15 protein-coding genes are annotated in these 18,751 nt (G+C 68.3%); 1 reads left to right on the forward strand and 14 read right to left on the reverse strand.

What is annotated here, in order from left to right:
- Positions 1-52 precede the first annotated feature (52 nt).
- Positions 53-1,651, reverse strand: a complete 1,599-nt coding sequence (locus EV640_RS06235) for an ABC-F family ATP-binding cassette domain-containing protein (RefSeq protein WP_133726103.1) — start codon at positions 1,649-1,651, stop codon at positions 53-55.
- A gap of 65 nt (positions 1,652-1,716) precedes the next feature.
- On the opposite strand from EV640_RS06235, the gene EV640_RS06240 reads away from it, so the two are divergent.
- Positions 1,717-2,406 carry an energy-coupling factor ABC transporter ATP-binding protein gene (locus EV640_RS06240; RefSeq protein WP_036476522.1) on the forward strand — a complete coding sequence of 230 codons (690 nt, stop codon included), beginning with the start codon at positions 1,717-1,719 and terminating at the stop codon, positions 2,404-2,406.
- A gap of 64 nt (positions 2,407-2,470) precedes the next feature.
- On the opposite strand, the gene EV640_RS06245 is transcribed toward EV640_RS06240, so the two are convergent.
- From EV640_RS06245 to sufD, 13 genes are all read right to left on the reverse strand, one after another.
- A complete protein-coding gene (locus tag EV640_RS06245) occupies positions 2,471-3,931 on the reverse strand; it encodes a sugar transferase (RefSeq protein ID WP_036476307.1) in 1,461 nt (486 codons plus the stop codon).
- Positions 3,928-4,887 carry an ATP-grasp fold amidoligase family protein gene (locus tag EV640_RS06250; RefSeq protein ID WP_133726104.1) on the reverse strand — a complete coding sequence of 320 codons (960 nt, stop codon included), beginning with the start codon at positions 4,885-4,887 and terminating at the stop codon, positions 3,928-3,930. The genes EV640_RS06245 and EV640_RS06250 overlap by 4 nt, the downstream gene beginning before the upstream one ends.
- Before the next feature lie 154 nt (positions 4,888-5,041).
- Positions 5,042-5,977, reverse strand: coding sequence for an ATP-grasp fold amidoligase family protein (locus tag EV640_RS06255; RefSeq protein ID WP_051501295.1), 936 nt, complete (start codon positions 5,975-5,977; stop codon positions 5,042-5,044).
- 5 nt (positions 5,978-5,982) lie between these two features.
- A complete protein-coding gene (locus EV640_RS06260) occupies positions 5,983-7,554 on the reverse strand; it encodes a hypothetical protein (RefSeq protein WP_133726105.1) in 1,572 nt (523 codons plus the stop codon).
- Positions 7,547-8,503, reverse strand: a complete 957-nt coding sequence (locus EV640_RS06265) for a glycosyltransferase family 2 protein (protein ID WP_133726106.1) — start codon at positions 8,501-8,503, stop codon at positions 7,547-7,549. The genes EV640_RS06260 and EV640_RS06265 overlap by 8 nt, the downstream gene beginning before the upstream one ends.
- On the reverse strand, positions 8,503-9,246 hold the full coding sequence (locus EV640_RS06270; RefSeq protein ID WP_036476310.1) for a WecB/TagA/CpsF family glycosyltransferase: 744 nt from the start codon (positions 9,244-9,246) through the stop codon (positions 8,503-8,505). Before EV640_RS06270 ends, EV640_RS06265 begins: the two co-directional genes overlap by 1 nt.
- Positions 9,247-9,394: 148 nt before the next feature.
- Positions 9,395-10,969 carry a tyrosine-protein kinase domain-containing protein gene (locus EV640_RS06275; RefSeq protein ID WP_133726107.1) on the reverse strand — a complete coding sequence of 525 codons (1,575 nt, stop codon included), beginning with the start codon at positions 10,967-10,969 and terminating at the stop codon, positions 9,395-9,397.
- A 348-nt stretch (positions 10,970-11,317) separates the two neighbouring features.
- Positions 11,318-14,260 (reverse strand): helix-turn-helix transcriptional regulator, encoded by a 2,943-nt coding sequence (locus tag EV640_RS06280; RefSeq protein WP_084479635.1) that lies wholly within the window; start codon positions 14,258-14,260, stop codon positions 11,318-11,320.
- Between the two features lie 127 nt (positions 14,261-14,387).
- The gene (locus tag EV640_RS06285; RefSeq protein WP_036476317.1) at positions 14,388-14,720 is read right to left on the reverse strand and encodes a metal-sulfur cluster assembly factor; all 333 of its coding nucleotides are present in this window, start codon (positions 14,718-14,720) and stop codon (positions 14,388-14,390) included.
- Positions 14,721-14,808: 88 nt separating this feature from the next.
- Positions 14,809-15,267: a Fe-S cluster assembly sulfur transfer protein SufU gene (gene sufU / locus EV640_RS06290; protein WP_036476318.1), complete on the reverse strand. Its 459-nt coding sequence runs from the start codon at positions 15,265-15,267 to the stop codon at positions 14,809-14,811.
- Positions 15,267-16,583 (reverse strand): cysteine desulfurase, encoded by a 1,317-nt coding sequence (locus EV640_RS06295; RefSeq protein WP_036476319.1) that lies wholly within the window; start codon positions 16,581-16,583, stop codon positions 15,267-15,269. Before EV640_RS06295 ends, sufU begins: the two co-directional genes overlap by 1 nt.
- Positions 16,584-16,590: 7 nt before the next feature.
- Positions 16,591-17,352, reverse strand: coding sequence for a Fe-S cluster assembly ATPase SufC (gene sufC, locus EV640_RS06300; RefSeq protein ID WP_036476321.1), 762 nt, complete (start codon positions 17,350-17,352; stop codon positions 16,591-16,593).
- Between the two features lie 108 nt (positions 17,353-17,460).
- Entirely contained in the window at positions 17,461-18,750 is a 1,290-nt protein-coding gene (gene sufD, locus EV640_RS06305) for a Fe-S cluster assembly protein SufD (RefSeq protein WP_133726108.1), read from the reverse strand.
- Position 18,751: the final 1 nt, after the last annotated feature.

Below are 18,751 nucleotides of genomic sequence, written 5' to 3' on the forward strand. Positions count from 1 at the left end.
CGAGTCCCGGTCGGTCCTGAGAGGCTCCTGTTCACACCGTGGAAGCCGCAGCTCAGGCGAGCGTGATCAGGTCCTCGTAGTCCTTGGTGTAGAGGTCTTCCTCGCCGTCGGGCAGCAGCAGCACCCGGTCCGGGCTCAGCGCCTCGACCGCGCCCGGGTCGTGGCTGACCAGGACGACTGCACCCTCGTAGGTGCGCAGCGCGGCGAGGATCTCCTCGCGGCTGGCCGGGTCCAGGTTGTTCGTGGGCTCATCGAGCAGCAGCACGTTCGCGCTGGAGGCCACCAACGAGGCGAGCGCCAGCCGAGTCTTCTCACCGCCGGAGAGCACCGAGGCAGGTTTGCTGACATCGTCGCCGGAGAACAGGAAGGAGCCCAGGATCTTGCGCTGATCGGTGTCGTTGAGGAACGGCGCGGCGGTCTTCATGTTCTCCAGCACCGAGCTCTCGGTGTCCAGGGTGTCGTGCTCCTGCGCGAAGTAGCCGAGTTTGAGTCCGTGGCCGCTGATGACCCGGCCCGCGTCCGCCTCGGCGGCACCGGCGAGCAGGCGCAGCAACGTGGTCTTGCCCGCGCCGTTATAGCCCAGGATCACCACGCGAGAGCCGCGATCGATCGCCAGGTCGAGTCCGTTGAAGATCTCCAGCGAGCCGTAGGACTTCGACAGTCCCTCCGCCATGAGCGGGGTCTTGCCGCAGGAGGCCGGGGCGGGGAACCGGATGTTCGCCACACGCTCGGCGGCGCGTTCACCCTCGAGTCCGGCCATCATCCGGTCGGCGCGCTTGAGCATGGACTGCGCGGCCACGGCCTTGGTGGCCTTGGCCCGCATCTTCTCGGCCTGGAAGCGCAGCGTGCTGGCCTTCTTCTCCGCGTTGGCGTACTCACGCTTGCGGCGCGCGGCGTCCTGATCACGCTGGACCAGGTACTTCTTCCAGCCCATGTTGTAGACGTCGAGGGTGGTGCGGTTGCCGTCGAGGTAGAACACCTTGTTCACGGTGGACTCGATGAGCTCCACGTCGTGGGAGATCATCAGGACTCCCCCGGCGTAGCTCTGCAGGTGATCGCGCAGCCACACGATGGAGTCGGCGTCGAGGTGGTTGGTGGGCTCGTCGAGCAGCAGCGAATCGGCGTCGGAGAACAGGATCCGGGCCAGCTCCACGCGGCGGCGCTGTCCACCGGAGAGGGTCTTCAGCGGCTGGGTGAGGATCCGTTCCGGCAGGTCCAGGTTGTTGCAGATCATCGCGGCCTCGGCCTCTGCGGAGTAGCCTCCGGCGGCGTCGAACCGGGTCTGGACCTTCCCGTACTGGGCCATGGCCTGGTCCCGGACGGCGTCGTCGGTGCTCATCATGTCCTGCTCGGCCTGGCGCAGCTTCGCGGTGATCACGTCGAGCTCACGGGCGGAGAGAATCCGGTCGCGGGAAAGCTGCTCCATATCGTCGATCTTGGGGTCCTGCGGCAGATAGCCGATGCTGCCGCGGCGCTCCACATGACCGGCGGCAGGCTGGGTCAGCCCGGCCAGCACCTTGGTCATCGTCGTCTTGCCCGCACCGTTGCGACCGACGAGCCCGACCTTGTCGCCGGAGTCGATCCGGAAGTTGACCTCGTCCATCAGCAGGCGCGCGCCGGCGCGGAGTTCAAGATTGGATACGCTGATCAACGGTGCAGCTTCCCTTCGGGCCGAACACGGTTCGCCGGCCTGACAATTTCAGATGGGTGGGTTTGGTGGACAACCTCTCTAGTGTAACGACGACGCTCGATGCCGTCGCATTCGACGTCGACACCGCTCAAGGCGGCAGGCGCCGAATCCTGCACCCGCTGACCCTGACCCTGGACCAGCACCGGATCGCGGTGATCGGCGCCAACGGCTCGGGAAAGTCCACGCTGCTGCGCCTGATCGCGGGCCTGGTGGCTCCCTCAGAGGGATCACTCCAGCTCAGTCCCGCGGGTGTGCGGCCCGGATTCATCTTCGCGAATCCACAGGCTCAGCTGATCATGCCGGTGGTCGGTGAGGACATCGCATTCTCGCTGCGTCGCAGCATCGGCTCGGCCGCCGGGCGGCGGGAGCGCAGTCGTGAGATCTTGGACACCATGGGTCTCGGGGACCGTGAGGACTCGAGCATCTACGAGCTGTCCTCCGGGGAGCGGCAGAAGGTCGCGCTCGCCGGGGTCCTGGCCGCGGAGCCGGGTCTGGTCCTGGCCGACGAGCCCACCACGCTGCTGGATCTGCGCAGCACCGTGGAGTTCACCGAGCTGCTGATGGGGCTTCAGGCCCCGATGATCGTGGCCACCCATGACCTTCAGCTCGCCGCGCGCGCCGAGCGGGTGCTGGTGTTCGAGCAGGGTCGGCTCATCGCCGACGACGCTCCGGGCCCGGCGATCGCCTGCTACCGCGAGATCGCCGGCGCAGCCTGACCGAGGTCCCGAGGCGACCGACAGCAGAGTCGGACCAGGTCAGGTCAGGTCAGGTCAGGTCAGGTCAGTAGGCCCCGGCCCCGCCGAAGACCGCCCGCGCGGTGCGCAGCACGATCTGGATGTCGCCCAACAGCGTCCAGTTCTCCACGTAGTAGAGGTCCAGCCGGACGCTCTCCTCCCAGGAGAGGTCAGAACGCCCGGTCACCTGCCACAGCCCGGTGATCCCGGGCTTCACGAGCAGCCGCCGATGAGCGTGCTCGTCATAGGTCTCCACTTCCACGGGCAGCGGCGGACGCGGCCCCACCACGGACATCTCGCCGCGCAGCACGTTGTAGAACTGCGGGAGCTCATCCAGGCTCAGCCGGCGCAGCACCGCCCCGATCCGGGTCACCCGCGGGTCCTGGTGCATCTTGAACAACACGCCGTTGCCCTCGGACCGGGCTTGGAGCAGCGAGAGATACTCCTCCGCGTTGACCACCATGGACCGAAACTTCAGCATCGAGAAGCGCGAGTGATGAATCCCCACGCGCTCTTGGCGAAACAGCACCGGCCCGGGGCTGTCCAGACGCACCCAGAGGGCGATGCTGATCAGCAGCGGCCCCAGCATCAGCAGCGCCAGGGCGGAGAAGACGAGGTCGAAGGTGCGCTTGGTCAGCCGGGCGATCCCGGTGAGCCGGGGGTAGGCCACGTGCAGCAGCGGCACTCCGGCGATCATATGCGAGCTGATCCGCGACCCGGAGGTCTCGGTGAGCGAGGGCACCACCACCAGGTTCACATCCAGCGCATCCAGCGCCCAGCCCAGCTCCCGCACTCCCTGCGCCGAGAGTGAATCCGTCTCGGTGAGCAGCACCAGGTCAGCCGCGCTGCGCGTGACGACGTCCAGGATCTGGACGACCGCGCGCTCGCGGGTCTCTGCGTCGTCGCCGGTGCGCTCGCCTGCCACCAGGTGGGTGGCGGTCACGATCGTGCCGGTCACGGTCTTGGATCCCTGCACCGCGGAGACCACGTGACGCACCTTCCCCGGGTGCCCCACCACCACGGCGCGGTGGGTCCAGAGGCCCCGACGCCACTGGGCATGCAGTCGGCGGCGCCAGAGGAGTCGACCCAGCATCAGCCCTAGGGCCCCGACCGGCAGTGACCAGATCAGGTGCTCTCGCGCAATGGCGATCTCCAGGGCCACCAGCACCGCGAAGAACAGTCCGAAGCTCGCAGCGGTGGCGACCAGCACCCTTCGGTACTCGGTGACCCCGGCACCGATGTGCCGCCAATCCCGAGACCTGGTCACCCCCAGCGTCGTGATCCACAGCGCAGCCAACAGCCCGGTGCTCACCGCGTCCATTCCTGGCAGGCCCAGCTGATGACCCAAGGCCAGCGAGCCGACGATGACGGCGAGGTCCGTGACGACCAGCCGCCTGGCATAGCCGGTCTGCCAGCGTCGGGCCGAGGCCGGGCCCGCCGGGGTGCTCATCCAGTCGAGCTGCCGCTGGGCACTGGTGACGCCCACCGGGCTGGCTTGGGTGCTCATGGCAGAGCCCGTTCGCGCTGGGTGCGGACCGGACTGCGATCCTGATCCGCGGCGGATTCGGCATCGAGGGACTGCTCAGCTGAGATCACCCGGGGCAGTCCGACCGGGTAGTCCTTCACGGTGTCGAACCCCGCCCACCAGGCCCCCAGCTGGAGGTCCACCGCATCGGGGGTGAAGGGCTCCATCCCGCCGGAGGGATAGGGGGTCAGCTCGCCGAACCACAGCTCACCGTGGAGGTTGTACAGATCCACCCGCATGAAGTCATAGCCGGCTCCCAGCGTTCCCGCGGCGCGGACCATATCCTGGAAGTTCTCCGGTCGCGGAGCGGCAACCCCTTGGGGCACCTCATTCGTGATGTTCAGCGGCTCCCAGTCACGGTCGTAGAACACCTCCTGGAAGTCGTCGGTGAAGCGACCGAGGTCGGTGTGCAGGATATGGGCCCGGCCGTGGAAGACGAAGATCTTGAAGTCGGTCAACGGGACCCCGGAGCCGATCCGGGCCTCGATGATGAGCTCGCGCCGGGCCTGCGTGTAGGCCCACTCCCCCACGGCGATCCGGTCATAGGGACGAAGCCAGCCCTTGGTCACGCTGCGCAGCTCGTCCAAGGTCGTGCCGCGGTCCCCGAAGTGGACCGCTTTGCTGCGGTGGTTCGGCTTGATGATCCAGTGGTCCGGCAGGCTTGCAAGGTCCAGCTGGTCCAGATCGGTGCCGTGCCACAGCGTCTCCGGCACCTGGATCCATGGTGCGTGCTCCGCGGCGTAGTCCTTCATCGCCCGCTTGTCACAGGTCCAGGCGATTTCCGGGCTGCGGTCCTGCAGCATCCTTTGGGTCAGGAACTCGGTGAAGCGGGCCGGCTTCCTGAAGTCGCCCCAGCGTCCGAAACGACGCCGATACATGACATGGCGCAGCAGCGGATCGGGTATCGGAGTCAGCAGTCGACGGAATGACGGGTGCATGGTGGTCACCTTTCAAGGGGAACGGCCTGTGGAGCAGGCGTCGGTGCGGGTGCAAGATCTGAGGGGTCAACGTCAGAGCAAGAAGTCGGCACCTCCGGCGAGTCCGGGGTCGAGCCAGGAGCCGCCTCAGACGCGGCTGCTGCGATCGGGGCGGTCACTTCTGTGACCCTTCGTGGCCGAGGACGGGCCGTCGATCCGACTCCTCGGGGTCTGCGAGGAGCAGTCGCGGAAGACCCTCCGGGAGTTCCTCGATGGCCCCGACCCCGGCCCACCAGGCGCCCAACTGGTGGTCCACCGACTCAGGCGTGAACGGGTCCAGTCCGCCGCCGTGATAAGGGGTCAGTTCACTGAACCAGAGGTCGCCGTCGAGGTTATAGAAGTCGACTCGCATGGAGGCATAGCCCGCCCCGAGCGTCTCAGCCGCGCGGACCATCTCCTCGAAGTTCTGGGGTCTCGGCGAGACCGTCCCCCGGGGCGCCCCATTCCTGATATCGAGCGGCTCCCACTCCCGGTTGTAGAAGACCGCGCGGAGACCATCGGTGAATCGCCCCTGATAGGTGAGCACGAGCTTCAGCTCTCCATGGAAGACAAACATCTTGAAGTCAGCCAGCGGCCGCCCGGAACCGATACGAGGTTCTACGATCAGTTCTCGTCTGGCGGCGGTGTAGGCCCACTCCCCTACGGCTATCCGGTCGAACGGACGCAGCCACCCTCGCGTGACCTCTCGCAGCTCCCCCAAGGTGGTGCTGGGGTCGCCGAAGTGCACGGCATTGCTGCCGTGATTCGGCTTGATGACCCAACTCTCCGGCAGGCTCGAGAGGTCGAGCTGGCTCAGGTCAGTGCCCCGCCAGAGGGTCTCCGGTACCTTGATCCAGGGGGTGTGCGCAGCGGCGTATTCCTTCATGGCGCGCTTGTCGCAGGTCCACGCGATCTCTGGACTGCGGTCTTGGAGCATCCGCTGGGTCAGGAATTCGCTGAACCGGGTGGGGTCCTTGAAGTCACCCCGGCGCCGGTAGCACCGCAGGTACATGATCTGCCGCAGGAAGGTGTCCGGCAGGGGGATCAGCAGGCGGCGAAGTGATGGGCGCATCGTGATTACCTTTCAAGGGTGACAGGCTGCTGAGCACCTGCAGGTGCTGAGATGAGGTCGAAGGAGTCGGAATCAGGTCCGGAGGCGGCTGCGCCGTGTCCGGAGGGGGCTGCGCCGTGTCCGGAGGGGGGCGGCGAGCTCGATGGGGTGCCGGGCTCGCGGAGGATGCGGGAGGCCATGACCAGGCCGGGAATCACCTGGGCGATCACCACGCCCACGGCCATCGAGAGGCCCGGGGCGGCTGCTCCGAGTCCCAGCCGGATGCCCAGCAGGGTTCCTGGCACCACGAACGCGAGCAGGCACAGCGACATCGCGGCCTGCCGCCAGAATCCGCTGCGGTCGGTGAACAGATTCACCTGGGTCAGGTGTGCGGCCTGTGCCGCCAGCGCTGCTCCGAGTCCGAGCACCACGCCCCAGGAGGGCACCAGACTGCCGCCGGTCACGAGACCTGCCACGGGGCGGGCGAAGACGATGTAGCCCACGGCTGCCCCCACGCCCAGCCCGGTGAGCATCAGGTTGGCTCGGAGCCACAGCTCCGGTCCGGGATCGACCGCGAACCGTGGCCACAGCACCGTGGCGGCCATATAGAAGACCGAGTAGATCGGCATGTACAGCTGCAGAGCGATGGCATACTGACTCAGCTCCAGCGGGGACCCGGCGGCGGCGAGGACGAGTCGGCCGTGCTGCTCGGAGAGCACCATGCCGGCCGTGGCCAGCAGCACCGGGAGCCCGCCGAAGAGGATGAGTCTGATGGAGGTGCTCTCGGTGAGCTCTCTGCGGCGCCGACGAGACTCCTCCGGCTCGGAGCGCTCATGGAGCTCGGAGGGTGTGGGGTTCTCCGGCTGGTGGGCGGGGGCAGGGATCCCGCGGATCCCGATGCGAGGGTGCAGGAAGGCCAGATAGCCGCAGAGACCGAGGAAGCTCAGCGTGCTCAGCGGCAGACCAAGCGCCAGCCAGGCCACGGGCACCCCCAGCTGGCCGAGCGTGAAGACCGCCAACAGGTTTCCCACCGAGGGCAGCAGGCCCAGCAGCACGAGCACATCCGAGCGGTCCCGGCCCACCAGCACCCGCTCGGCGAGGCCCAGCGGGAGGCTCAGGAAGAACACGCCGAGCACCAGGCTCATGACCAGATCCACGTCGGGGGCCAGCGCCTCGGGGACGTCGAAGACTCTGGACCAGAACCCATAGATCCCACTCAGCGCCGCGACCGTGGCACCGAGGAGTCCCACTGCGAGCAGCACCAGGGCGGTGCGCCGAATCAGGGCTCGAAGTCCCTGCAGCGCCCGGGTCGAACCATCGGCCCGGGCCGCCGCGCGGGCGACGGCCGCGCCCATGCCGAGGTCTGCGAACGGGAGCGCGAGCTGGAGCTGCGCGACCAGGGTGATGAACCCGAAGGCGAGCACCCCCGCATAGTGCACGGTGAGACCCGCCGTGGTCAGGGCGCAGAGTGCGCTGATCGGCAGCACCGCGACGCGCAGACCGGCGGTGCGCACGAACATCGCGGTCCAGCTCCGCTGCGGCCCCGGGTGCGGCACCGCTGAACCCCGGGATGCTCGGGCAGCCCTGTCTTCAGCCATGTCCGCGGACCTGCAGCATCCCGGACATGGCGACCACGACGGCGGCCGCGTGTGGGCGAGCGCGCAGGCATTTCACCAGCTGACGCACTCCTTGGTTCCAGGCCCCGGAGGCGAACGCGTCCCGCGCGACCACCGAGGCTCGGAAGTCCGCACCGGAGCGTTCGGAGACGGTGGTGCCGATCGAGTCGATCCAGCGCGAGCTGGCCTTCCAGTCGGCGCTGCGCGAGATCGAGCCCACGCTGCCCTGATGCACCCGGACCAGGACTTCGGGCAGCATCGTCAGGGACTTGCCGGCTGCGTCCAGCCGAGCCAGCCAGTCCCAGTCCTGGTGCCTGCTCAGCTCCTCGTCCCAGGGGATCTGCAGTGCGGTCGCCCGGCTGCACAGCAGCGAGGAGGTCTGCATGAAGGTGCGGCGGAGTCGCAGCGTGGAGCGGTCGAGGATGTAGTCCACCACTGCCTCCGCGTCCTGTCCCTGGCCCTGATAGAGCCGCTCCGGGACCACCCGGCTCGAGGTCCCGACGAGCAGCGCACGGGAGGTGACCACGGTGTTCTCGTCGACCATCGCCATCTGCAGGGCTGCCTTCTCGGAGACCCACTCATCGTCGTCGTCGAGGAAGGCCACATGCGTGGTGCCGGCGCTGCGCACCCCGAGGTTGCGCGCACCGGCGGCCCCGAGCCCTCCTGGGGTGGGGACCAGGATGTGCGGCAGGCCCTTGAGCAGCGTCTCGACGCGCCCGGCGTCCTCGGGCCGGTCCAGGACCACCAGAGCCGTGGTGTCGAAGGACTGACGCAGCACCGAGGCGACGGCGCGCTTGAGGGAACGTCGTCCCACGGTGGGAATGACGGCGGTCAGGGACGGGGCGTGCGCAGGGGCCGGGCCTGCTGCCAGCTCGGCGTCGAAGCTCGCGACCTTCCCGGCCTGAACCCTGGAGGGGGTGTCGATGCTCATCAGGCCCTCCACATCAGCAGCGCGGCGAGCTTCATGGGCTCCAACAGATAGCGTCCGGCGAGCCTCCGCGGGTCTGTGGCCAGGCGCCACGCCCACTCCAGCCCCATCGCGCCGAGCCGGCGAGGGGCGAGGGACTGCGTGCCGCCCAGCTGGTCCAGCGCGCCGCCCACCGTGGCGATCACCGGGACGTCCACGCGTGAGGCGAGCTCGTCGGCGATCCGCTCCTGCAACGGCATGCCCATGCCGATCAGCAGCACCTGCGGGTCGTGCTCCCGGATGCTGGCCGCGACCTCTTCGAGGTTCTCCGCGCGCCAGGGGTCACCGGGGATGGCCTGCCAGTCGACCGCGCCGTCCAGGGAGCGCAGATGCTTGCGCACCGCTGCGCTCGCGGCCGGCGTTCCCCCGAGCAGAGAGACGCGTTGGATCCCCTCAAGCTCCGCCAGGCCCTCCACCCAGTCGGTGGAGCCGATCCGGTGCTCGGTGCGCAGCGGCACCCGGAGCCCGATCCGCATCAGGGCCAGCAGCGGCATGCCGTCGACGACGACGGCGCCGGCCCGGTCGTAGAAGTCGCGGAACTCCGGCAGGTTGTGCCAGAGGTAGACGGAGTGCAGGTTGTGCCCGGCGACGAGCATCCGACGGTGCTCGCGGGCGGCGTCGCGGATATGGGCCAGCAGCTCCTCCCTGCGCAACGGAGTGACGTCGACGTTGAGCAGCGGAACGTTCAAGGACGGGATGACAGTCATCTCAGGTCTCCTCAGGAATGGATCGATGGTGCAGGGGGCGAGGCCGGTGGAGCCGTGCTGGATCACCTGACCGGGGGTGCAGCAGTCGGGATCGGCCGCCTTCGAAGGCAGCGGCGGGGCCCGGAGTCGGAGCAGCCATGAAGACAGATCACGTCCTGTCCTGAGGCAGCGAGAAGATGTGCGCGCTGCGCGGGGCAGCCTCGGAGAGCGCCAGGGTGCCGTCAGGGAGCCGACGTCGTCGCGCCCAGGAGAGTCCGGAGGCGCGGGCGCTCAAGTTCCGCCCGGGCTCGTGGGGACCTGCATCGGGTCCGGGTCCGGCATCACGACGTCGCCGGCGTGAGCGCGAAGACCGAGGGTCTCTCAGGCTGTCAGGTCCGCGCAGCGGAACCCCGGTGAAGACCACCCCGACGAGTCGAGCGCGGGCGCGGGTCAGCAGCTCAAGTCCGGTGCCCAACTGTGCCCGCGTGACCTCGCCGTAGCGCGCCACCAAGATCACACCGGTCGTGATCTGAGCCAGCAGCGCCGCATCGGATTCGTTCAGCAGCGCTGGCGTGTCGATCACGGTGACGTCGTAGGTCTCGGCGCAGCCCTCGAGCAGTGCCGCCATGGCGTCGAGGTTGGCGGGTTCCAGGCCCTGGACCGTCCCCCGTCCACCCGGGAGGATGTCGAGACCCGGTTCGGCCTCGGTGATGACCACATCTTCGAGGTACGCCCGTCCAGCAAGTACTTCGCTCAACCCTGCCGGGGTCAGATCGGTCAGCTGGCCTGCCCCCGGGGTCGTGGCCCGAAACCAGGACACCAGGTCCGGGTTCGTGAAGTCCGCCCCGATCAGCAGGGTGCGGCGATCCGCGTCCACCAGGGCTCGAGCCAGATTCACGGCCACGCTGGTGCGACCCTCCTGCTCCACGGCGCTGGTGATCACATAGGAGCTCGGGGTGCCTGGTGGCTTGCCGAACATCAGGCGTCGGCGCATCTCCCGGAAGGGTCCCGTGGCGTCAACGGACCTGGGATCCCGGCGCCGCTTCTCCCAGCGCCCCGCAGGTGCGCGCCGGATGACACCGATCAGCGGCGCTGCGGTGAGGTCCTTGAGATCCTGCGGAGTCCTGACGGAGGTGTCGCGGGCTTCCCGCAGGAATGCCAGGGCAAGGCCCAGGAGAAGACCGAGTGCCAGGCCCGTGCCCAGCGTGATCTCCGGCCGCGGGCTCTGCGGACGCACCGGTGCTTCGGCTTCCTGAACCACTGCCAGTTCGACGCGGGCCTCGCCCTCGGAGGCTGGGCCATCGCCTGGACTCTCGATCTCGGTGACCAGGGCTCGAAGACTGGTGACCGTCGCGCCGGCGAGGTCCGCGGCCGCCTGGGCCTCCCCGGCAGATGCGGTGATCCTCACCAGCGAGGTGCCGCTGGGAACCGTGGCCTCGATGTCCTCGGCGAGCTCGGCACTGGAGGTTGGCAGCCGCAGTGCCTCGATGACAGGGCCCAGCACGGCCGGTGTTGTGACCAGGTCCGCATAGGTCTGGGTCCGCTGTGCAGCAAGGGCGCTGCCCTGGGGAAGCTCCTGCGAATTCTCCCCCGTGGCGGCCGAGACATAGATCGTGGTGGTGGCCTCGTAGACGGTCGGCTGCCAGGCGTAGACGCCGACCGCCACGGCGGCGGCGAGGAGCAGCGTGAGCAGGATGGAAGCCCATCGACGGCGGGCGATCCGCACAGAGTCATGCATGGTCATGAGGGACAACTTCCCGGTGCAAGGTCAGTGGTCACCGGGCAGACGCCCCTGGAACGGAGGGGCGCCTGTCACGGTGCACTGCTCACGCTAGGCCGGGAGGTGGGTCCCGCATCACAGTGGTGGGCGAACCCCCGCAGGGACTACGTGGGAACCCCCGTGATTCCCCGTGGTGGGATTCGCGTCCAGGTCAGCCAGGGCACGGCACAGCAATCCAGCGCTGCGGCGGAGCCAGCCCAGGCGCTGTCGCGGAGCCAGCCCGGCCGCTGCGGCGGAGCCAGCCCAGGCGCTGTCGCGGAGCCAGCCCGGCCGCTGCGGCGGAGCCAGCCCAGGCGCTGTCGCGGAGCCAGCTCAGGCGCTGCGCAGACCGTCCTCGGCCTCGTCCTGGAGCATCCGACGCAGCGCATGACGCGAGTCCAGCGCGAGCTTTCCCAGCGCGTTCGCCACGTGGTACTCCACGGTGCGCACCGAGAGGACGAGCTCCTCGGCCACGTCCTTATTGGACAGACCGTGCCCGACCATCAGCGCGATCTCCCGCTCGCGGGCGGTGAGCGCGGCCAGCGCGAAGCGCGCCTTGGAGCTGAGTCCTGCGGGCAGGTCGATCATCCTCACGCGTCCCACGGCACCTGGGAGTGCGCCCCCCTTGCGCAGCGTCCGGAAGACCTCATCGGCCTGATGGAAGAGCCCCTCCGCCCCGCACCCCTGGAACATGGACCCGGCCCAGAGCACCCATTCAGAGCTCTGCTCGACCTTCTCCTGCAGTGAGTCCATGCCGAGCACCACGCACTGCGCCAGGTCCAGTGCGAGGAGTCCGCGGTAGATGCTCAGCGCTCCGCCGTCACCGGAGACCTGGCTGGATTTCAGCGCCGGGATCCCGGAGACCGTGGTCATCGCCGCGCTGAGGTGTTCATAGGCTGTGACGTGTTTTCCGGCCCCCATGGCGGCCAGTCCGCGCAGGTGACGCAGCACGTAGTCGCGCTGTGCGGCGGAGGAGTGCTCATCAGCACGAACCTTGGTGATCAGTGCCGGCAGCGCCTGGGCCCGGCCGCTGTGGAACAGCGAGCGGCCGAGCAGCACTGCAGGGGTGATCGCGCGGGACCAGATGTTGAGCTCGGCCTGCAGCCCGAGGACGCTGCTGATCACGCGCTCATGGTCCTGGGCGCACGTGGCCCCCCAGGCCTCGACGAATCCTCGGCCCGCGCGCCCGAGACTGGTGTCGGTCATGCGATGGATGTGTGCGCGCAGGTCGAAGGGCCAGTTCTGCCCCTCCCGCTCCCCGCGCGCCGCGGGCACCAGGTGGGCAGCGTTGAACGCCACCGGTGCCAGGTTGTCTTCGCTGATGTCCAGCACCTCCGCGGCGGCCGACTCGGCGAACCCCTGGGCCTCGCTCCACATCCCGGCCTCGAAGAGCAGGTAGGTGAGATGGATCTCGGCGTGCGCCAGTGCGCGACGATTTCGTCCGGGCCAGTTCTCGACGGCGGAGATCAGGTCCGAGTAGGCCTCGGAGAGGTGACCGGTGGTACGCAGCAGTGCGCCGCGCGCAACCAGCAGCACCAGCTGCGCAGACTCCGTGCCGGGAATCTGGCGAACCTCGTCGAGGAGCACCTCGACCTCCTGGGAGAACAGCTCGGGCTCAGCGGCATCCATGCCCTCCAGCAGTCGCCAGAGCTGCAGGCTGACCCGCAGTCCACGTGTCTCCGCCAGCAGCTGCTCGGGCGTAGCCATCCGGATGCGCAGGGTCGGATCCCCGGCTTGGAGGCGTTCTTCGAGCAGCTGCAGCACCTCGACGGTTCGTTCAGCGATCTTGAAGAGCTGCCAGTAGGATCCGCGGAGACCTGTGGTGCGCGAAGCGCTCAAGACCGTGTCGGCATAGCACAACAGTGCCTTCGGCGAGGCCTCCTCCAGACCGGCGCCGCCGGCCAGAAAGCCCAGTGTGCTCTGCAGATCTCCGCGCATCAGACTCTCGCGGGCCAGGATTCCGCGGCGCAGCACCGGATGCACGTTCTCGTGGCTCTGCGCCCAGCTGGTCGTCGAGTCGATGGCGAACCGGGTGCCGGCGCGCATCGCGGCAAAGGTCAGGGCCTCCAGGGTGTCCCCTGATCGGTCCACCTCGAAGGCGAGCCGGCTCAGCTCGAGGGTCTCGGCATGATCGCTGGTCCGGCTCGCGGTGCGCGCTGCGTCCGTGAGCGCTGCAACGATCGCCGGGCGGTCTCCCACCGAGGGGTCCAGCAGCGCCGCTTCCGCACGGTGACGCGCCGAGGAGGGACCCGCATCCAGGCGTGCCAGGCGCAGGTGCAGATCCGCCCGCTGCTCGCGCGGGAGATCGGCCACGAGGCCCTGCCGAAAGATGTGGTGGGTCAGGAAGAACCGGCCGGATTTGACCGATTCCTGGACCAGGCCGGAGTCTCGCAGCGCCGCGGCGTCCACGGCCTCGACGCCGAGCAGGTCACGGATCTCGTGGATCGCCAGCGGGTAGCTGGAGAGGGCGAGCAGCGCAAGGACCTCCTGCAGCTGCACAGGAGTCTCCTCGAAGACCTCCCGGATGCGCTGCCGCTGAGACTCGGCCGGACCTTCGCCCCGGTCCAGCTGCTCCAGCGCGTCGTCCAGCGCCGCGGCGGTGATCGCCTCGTCGCGTGCGGTGAGCTTCTCGATGACGTGGTCCAGGAAAGCCGGGAACCCGCCGGTGGCGTCGTGGATCCGCGCCGCCACATTGCTGCTGATCGGCAGCCCGGTCTGCTCCTGGAGCAGCGCGCGGACCTCGGCTCGGCTGAACGGCTCCAACACGATGCGCAGCGCCTCGCCGGCGGTCGCTGTGTATCGCGCCAGGCGCTGCAGCTCCGGTCGCGTGGTGGGGCGGCTTGTCACCAGCGAGAGCAGCGGGACGTCCTCGACCTCGCGGATGGTCTGATAGACCACGGCGGCCGAGAGCGGATCCATCCACTGCAGGTCCTCGATGACCAGCACCACGGGTTCCGTGATGCCGTCGACCTGCTCCTGGACCAGCGCGGCAAGCTCCTGCGGATCTGTGGGCGCGTGGTAGCGCTGCGGCTTGCGCAGCAGATGCGCGGCCGCGTAGCCCGGCGTCGCCCGGTCGGCGACATCGAGGTAGACATTTGCACGGGACCAGCCCGTCAGTCGGGCCACGGCCTCATTGAGCAGGGACGTCTTGCCTACGCCCGGAGGGCCGTCGATCAGGATGAACCTCGGGTCGGAGGAGGAGTGAACGGACTCCGCCGCCGCCGCAATGAGTTCCAGCTCTGATTCTCGGCCCAGAAACCTGTGCAATCGTGACATGTGAGCTCCCTGGCACAGGCGGCATCCTGCCTGCTTCAGGGTACGGACATGGATGCCACCTGCTCCGAGACAGCCTATGCCAAGGTTCTTCCCAGCAATAGACCCGGCAGGTAATTGTTCAAATTTATTAGATGTTGAAGCCCAGGGCGCGCATCTGCTCGCGGCCGTCGTCGGTGATCTTCTCCGGGCCCCACGGCGGCATCCAGACCCAGTTCAGCCGCCACTCGTCGACCAGGCTGCCCACGTGCTGTCCGACCTGCTCTTCGAGCACATCGGTGAGCGGGCAGGCCGCGGTGGTCAGCGTCATGTCGATGAGCAGCGCGCCGTCCTCGGCGTAGTGCAGGCCGTAGAGCAGACCGAGGTCCACGATGTTGATCCCGAGTTCGGGGTCGATGACGTCCTTGAGTGCTTCCTCGACATCTTCAAGCGGCGTCTGAGCCGCGGTGACAGCGTCACTCATGGCGCTCTCCTCTCCTTCGACGTTCTGTATGTACGTGCTGTGGTCTGTATCTGATCATCTGCAGGGTCCAACGTTTCAAGTCAAGGGTCTATGCCCGGCCGCGCGCCTGGACCAGTGCGTCGCGCAGCGCCATCCAACCCAGCAGAGCACATTTGATCCGTGCGGGATAGCGTGCCACACCGGTGAAGGCCGAGGCGTCCTCGAGCGCCTCCAGGCGTGAGGAGTCCAGTTCCTTGCCTCGTGCCGCCATGAGCTCTCGGAAGTACGCCCCGAGCTCCTCGGCGCGGGCGACCGGCTGGTCGAGGACGAGCTCGTGCATGACCGAGAGCGAGGCCTGAGAGATCGAGCAGCCCTGGCCGGTCCAGCCGAGCGCCTGGATCCGCTCCCCCTCCGGGTCCAGCCGGACCCGGAGCGTGACCTGATCTCCGCAGGTGGGATTGATCTGGAAGGACTCTCCGCCGTATTCGGTGAGCTCGCCCTCGCCCTGCCGTACCCGGGCGTGATCAAGGATCACCTGCTGGTAGAGCTGTTCCATCGCATCGGCCATCAGTGGCCTCCTGTATCCGAGGGCGCCGCGAAGAACCGGCGCACCTCGTGGAGCCCGGCGATGAACGCATCGACGTCTGCGGCGGTGGTGTAGACCCCTGCCGAGGCGCGTGCCGAGGCATGGACACCGAGCCGCCGGTGGATCGGCTGGGCGCAGTGGTGGCCCACCCGCACGGCCACCCCTGCGTCGTCGAGCACCTGGCCGACGTCGTGCGGGTGCACCCCGTCCACCTCGAAGGCGACGACGGCGAGCCGATCGGTGGCGTCCTGGGGTCCCAGCACCCGGACTCCGGGCACCGAGGTGATGCCGTCGAGCAGCCGCTGGGTCAGCTGCGACTCGTGGGCGGCCACCTGGTCCATGCCCAGCTCGCTCAGGTACTTCACCGCGGCCGCGAAGCCGACGACCTGGGCGACCATCTGCGTGCCGGCCTCGAAGCGCTGCGGCGGCGGCATGAAGCTTGTGGCCTCCATCGTGACGACTTCGACCATGGAGCCCCCGGTGAGGAAGGGCGGCAGATCCTCGAGCAGCGCACGCTTGCCGTAGAGCGCGCCCACGCCCGTGGGTCCGACCATCTTGTGCGCGGAGAACGCGGCGAAGTCGACGTCGAGGGCGTGCAGGTCCACCGGCATGTGGGCCGCGGTCTGGCAGGCGTCGAGCACCACGTAGGCGCCCACCCTCCGGGCACGCGCCACCAGCGCCTCCACGTCGGTGATCGCACCGGAGACGTTGGAGGCGTGGGTGATGGCCAGAATCCTGGTCCGCTCCCCGATCACGGAGAAGGTCTCGGGATCCAGGCGGCCCTCCGCCGTGACCGAGATCCAGCGCAGGGTCGCGCCGGTCTTCTGCGCAAGCTGCTGCCAGGGCACCAGGTTTGCGTGGTGTTCGGCCTCGCTGACCACGATCTCGTCACCGGGGACCAGCGCATAGCGCTGGACGGCCTCGGGCGTCACCGCGGCTGCCGCGGCGCTGCCTGGGGCTGCCGCGGCGGCGAGGCTGGCGTTGAGGAACCCGTAGGCCACGAGGTTCAGCGCCTCGGTGGCGTTCTTGGTCCAGACGATCTCCTCGGAGTCGGCGCCGACGAACTCTGCGACGACATCGCGCGAGGTCTCGTAGGCCTCGGTGGCCTCCTCGGCGATCTGGTGGGCACCGCGGTGCACCGCCGCGTTGGTCTGGGCGTAGAACGTCAGCTCCGCGTCGATGACCTGCTGCGGCTTCTGCGCGGTGGCCCCGGAGTCCAGGTACACCAGCGGCTTCCCGCCGCGGACCGTGCGGCCCAGCAGCGGGAAGTCAGCCCTGACGGTGTCTGGATTCAGCATGGGGCGCTCAGGCCTGGGCGGGCGCGAGGAAGCGATCGTAGCCGTTGGCCTCGAGCTCGTCGGCCAGTTCTGGGCCACCCTGCTCGGCGACCCGGCCGTCGACGAACACGTGGACGAACTGCGGGGTGATGTAGTTCAGGATCCGCGTGTAGTGGGTGATCAGCAGGGTGCCCATGTCGTTCTCGGAGTGGGCACGGTTCACGCCGTCGGAGACCACGCGCAGCGCGTCGATGTCCAGGCCGGAGTCGGTCTCGTCGAGGACCGCGAACTTGGGCCTGAACAGCTCCATCTGCAGGATCTCTACGCGCTTCTTCTCACCACCGGAGAAGCCTTCGTTGACGTTGCGGTTGGCGAAGTCGGCATCGATCTTCAGCTTCTCCATGGCGCCGCGGACATCCTTGGCCCAGGTGCGCAGCTTCGGAGCTTCGCCGTCGATGGCGGTCTTGGCGGTGCGCAGGAAGTTCGTCATGGTGACGCCGGGAACCTCCACGGGGTACTGCATGGCCAGGAACAGGCCGGCGCGGGCCCGCTCATCCACGGACATCTCCAGCACGTCGAGGTCGTCGAGCGTGATGGTGCCCGAGGTGACCTTGTAACGGGGGTGCCCGGCGATGGTGGAGGCCAGTGTGGACTTGCCGGAGCCGTTGGGGCCCATGATGGCGTGGATCTCACCGGACTTGATGGTCAGGGTGACCCCTTTGAGGATCTCTTTGGAACCCTGCTCGGTCTCGATGGAGACGTGCAGGTCCTTGATCGCGAGAGTAGACATTCTTTGCGTGTCCTTTGCTTGATTCGTAGAAGTGCTGGTGATGGAGCGAACGAGCCGCGGCGCCCGGCAGGACTTCCTGCCGGCGGTGCTTCTGGAGGACCGGGGCCCCTAGAAGCCGGCGATCTTCAGTTCGTTCTCCAGGTCCTGCTGGACCGTGTCCTCGATCGACTCCACGCCGATGGCCTGGACGATCTCGTTGAGGAAGCCGCGGACCACGAGCTGGCGGGCCTCCTTCTCCGGGATGCCGCGCGCCATCAGGTAGAACAGGTGGTTCTCATCGAAGCGCCCGGTGGAGGAGGCGTGTCCGGCACCCTCGATCAGTCCGGTCTCGATCTCCAGGTTCGGGATCGAATCGGCGCGGGCGCCGTCGGTGAGGATCAGGTTCTGGTTCTTCTCATAGGAGTCGGTGCCTTCGGCCGCCTTGCGGATCAGCACGTCGCCGACCCAGACGGTACGAGCGTCCTGACCCTGCAGCGCCCCCTTGTAGAGCACGTTGGAGCTGTTCCGTGGGGAGTTGTGGTCCACGAAGCTGCGGTGCTCCAGGTGCTGGCCCGCGTCGGCGAAGTAGAGCCCGTACATCGAGGCCTCTCCGCCCTCGGCGGAGTAGCGGACGTTGGAGTTCAGCCGGACGACCTCGCCGCCCAGGGTGATCGAGACGTGCTTGTACTTCGCGTCGCGGCCGACCTCGGCGTCCTGCTGGCCCACGTGGACGGCGTCCTCGTCCCAGCGCTGCAGCGAGACCACGGTGACGTCGGCGCCGTCGCGCACGATGACCTCCACGTTGAGGTTGGCATCGGCGGAGCCCCGGTGCTCCATGACGAAGACCGCCTTGGAGTGGTTTCCCGCCTCCAGCACGATGTGCCCGTTGGCGCGGTGCCCGGCGGCTTCACCGGTGATGTCGAGGAAGATCGGCTCGCTGAGCTCAGTGTTCGCCGCGACCTTGATGTGATCGGCCGTCTGGGTCTGGCTGTAGCCGACGACGGCGGCGCGGTCGGCGGCGAGGAAGACGGTGCCGCGCGGTGACTGGGCCAGCGCCAGCTCACCGTGGGTGACGCCGGTGGCGGTGTTGCGCACCTTCAGCGTGACCGGGGTCTGGGTGGCGGCGTCGGAGAGGACGCGGCCGAGCTTCTTCAGCGGCGAGAAGCGCCACTCTTCTTCGCGCCCGGTGGGTACGGCGAAGTCAGCCACGTTCAGGCTGGTGGTGCGGTCGGCTCGGGAGCCGCCGGACTTGGCCTTCACGGTGGACTCACCGAGACCGCCGTGGCTGTGTTCGGTCTCCTCATGCGCGGTGGCGAGGTTCTCGCCCTCTTCGCTCATGCCTGGAATCGTGATGCGGGCTTCGCCGACCTCGACTCCTGCGACCTGTTCCGCCTGATCGGCGGACGCGGAATTCGTCATG

It is taken from the genome of Nesterenkonia aurantiaca (genome assembly GCF_004364585.1).
Lineage (GTDB): Bacteria > Actinomycetota > Actinomycetes > Actinomycetales > Micrococcaceae > Nesterenkonia > Nesterenkonia aurantiaca.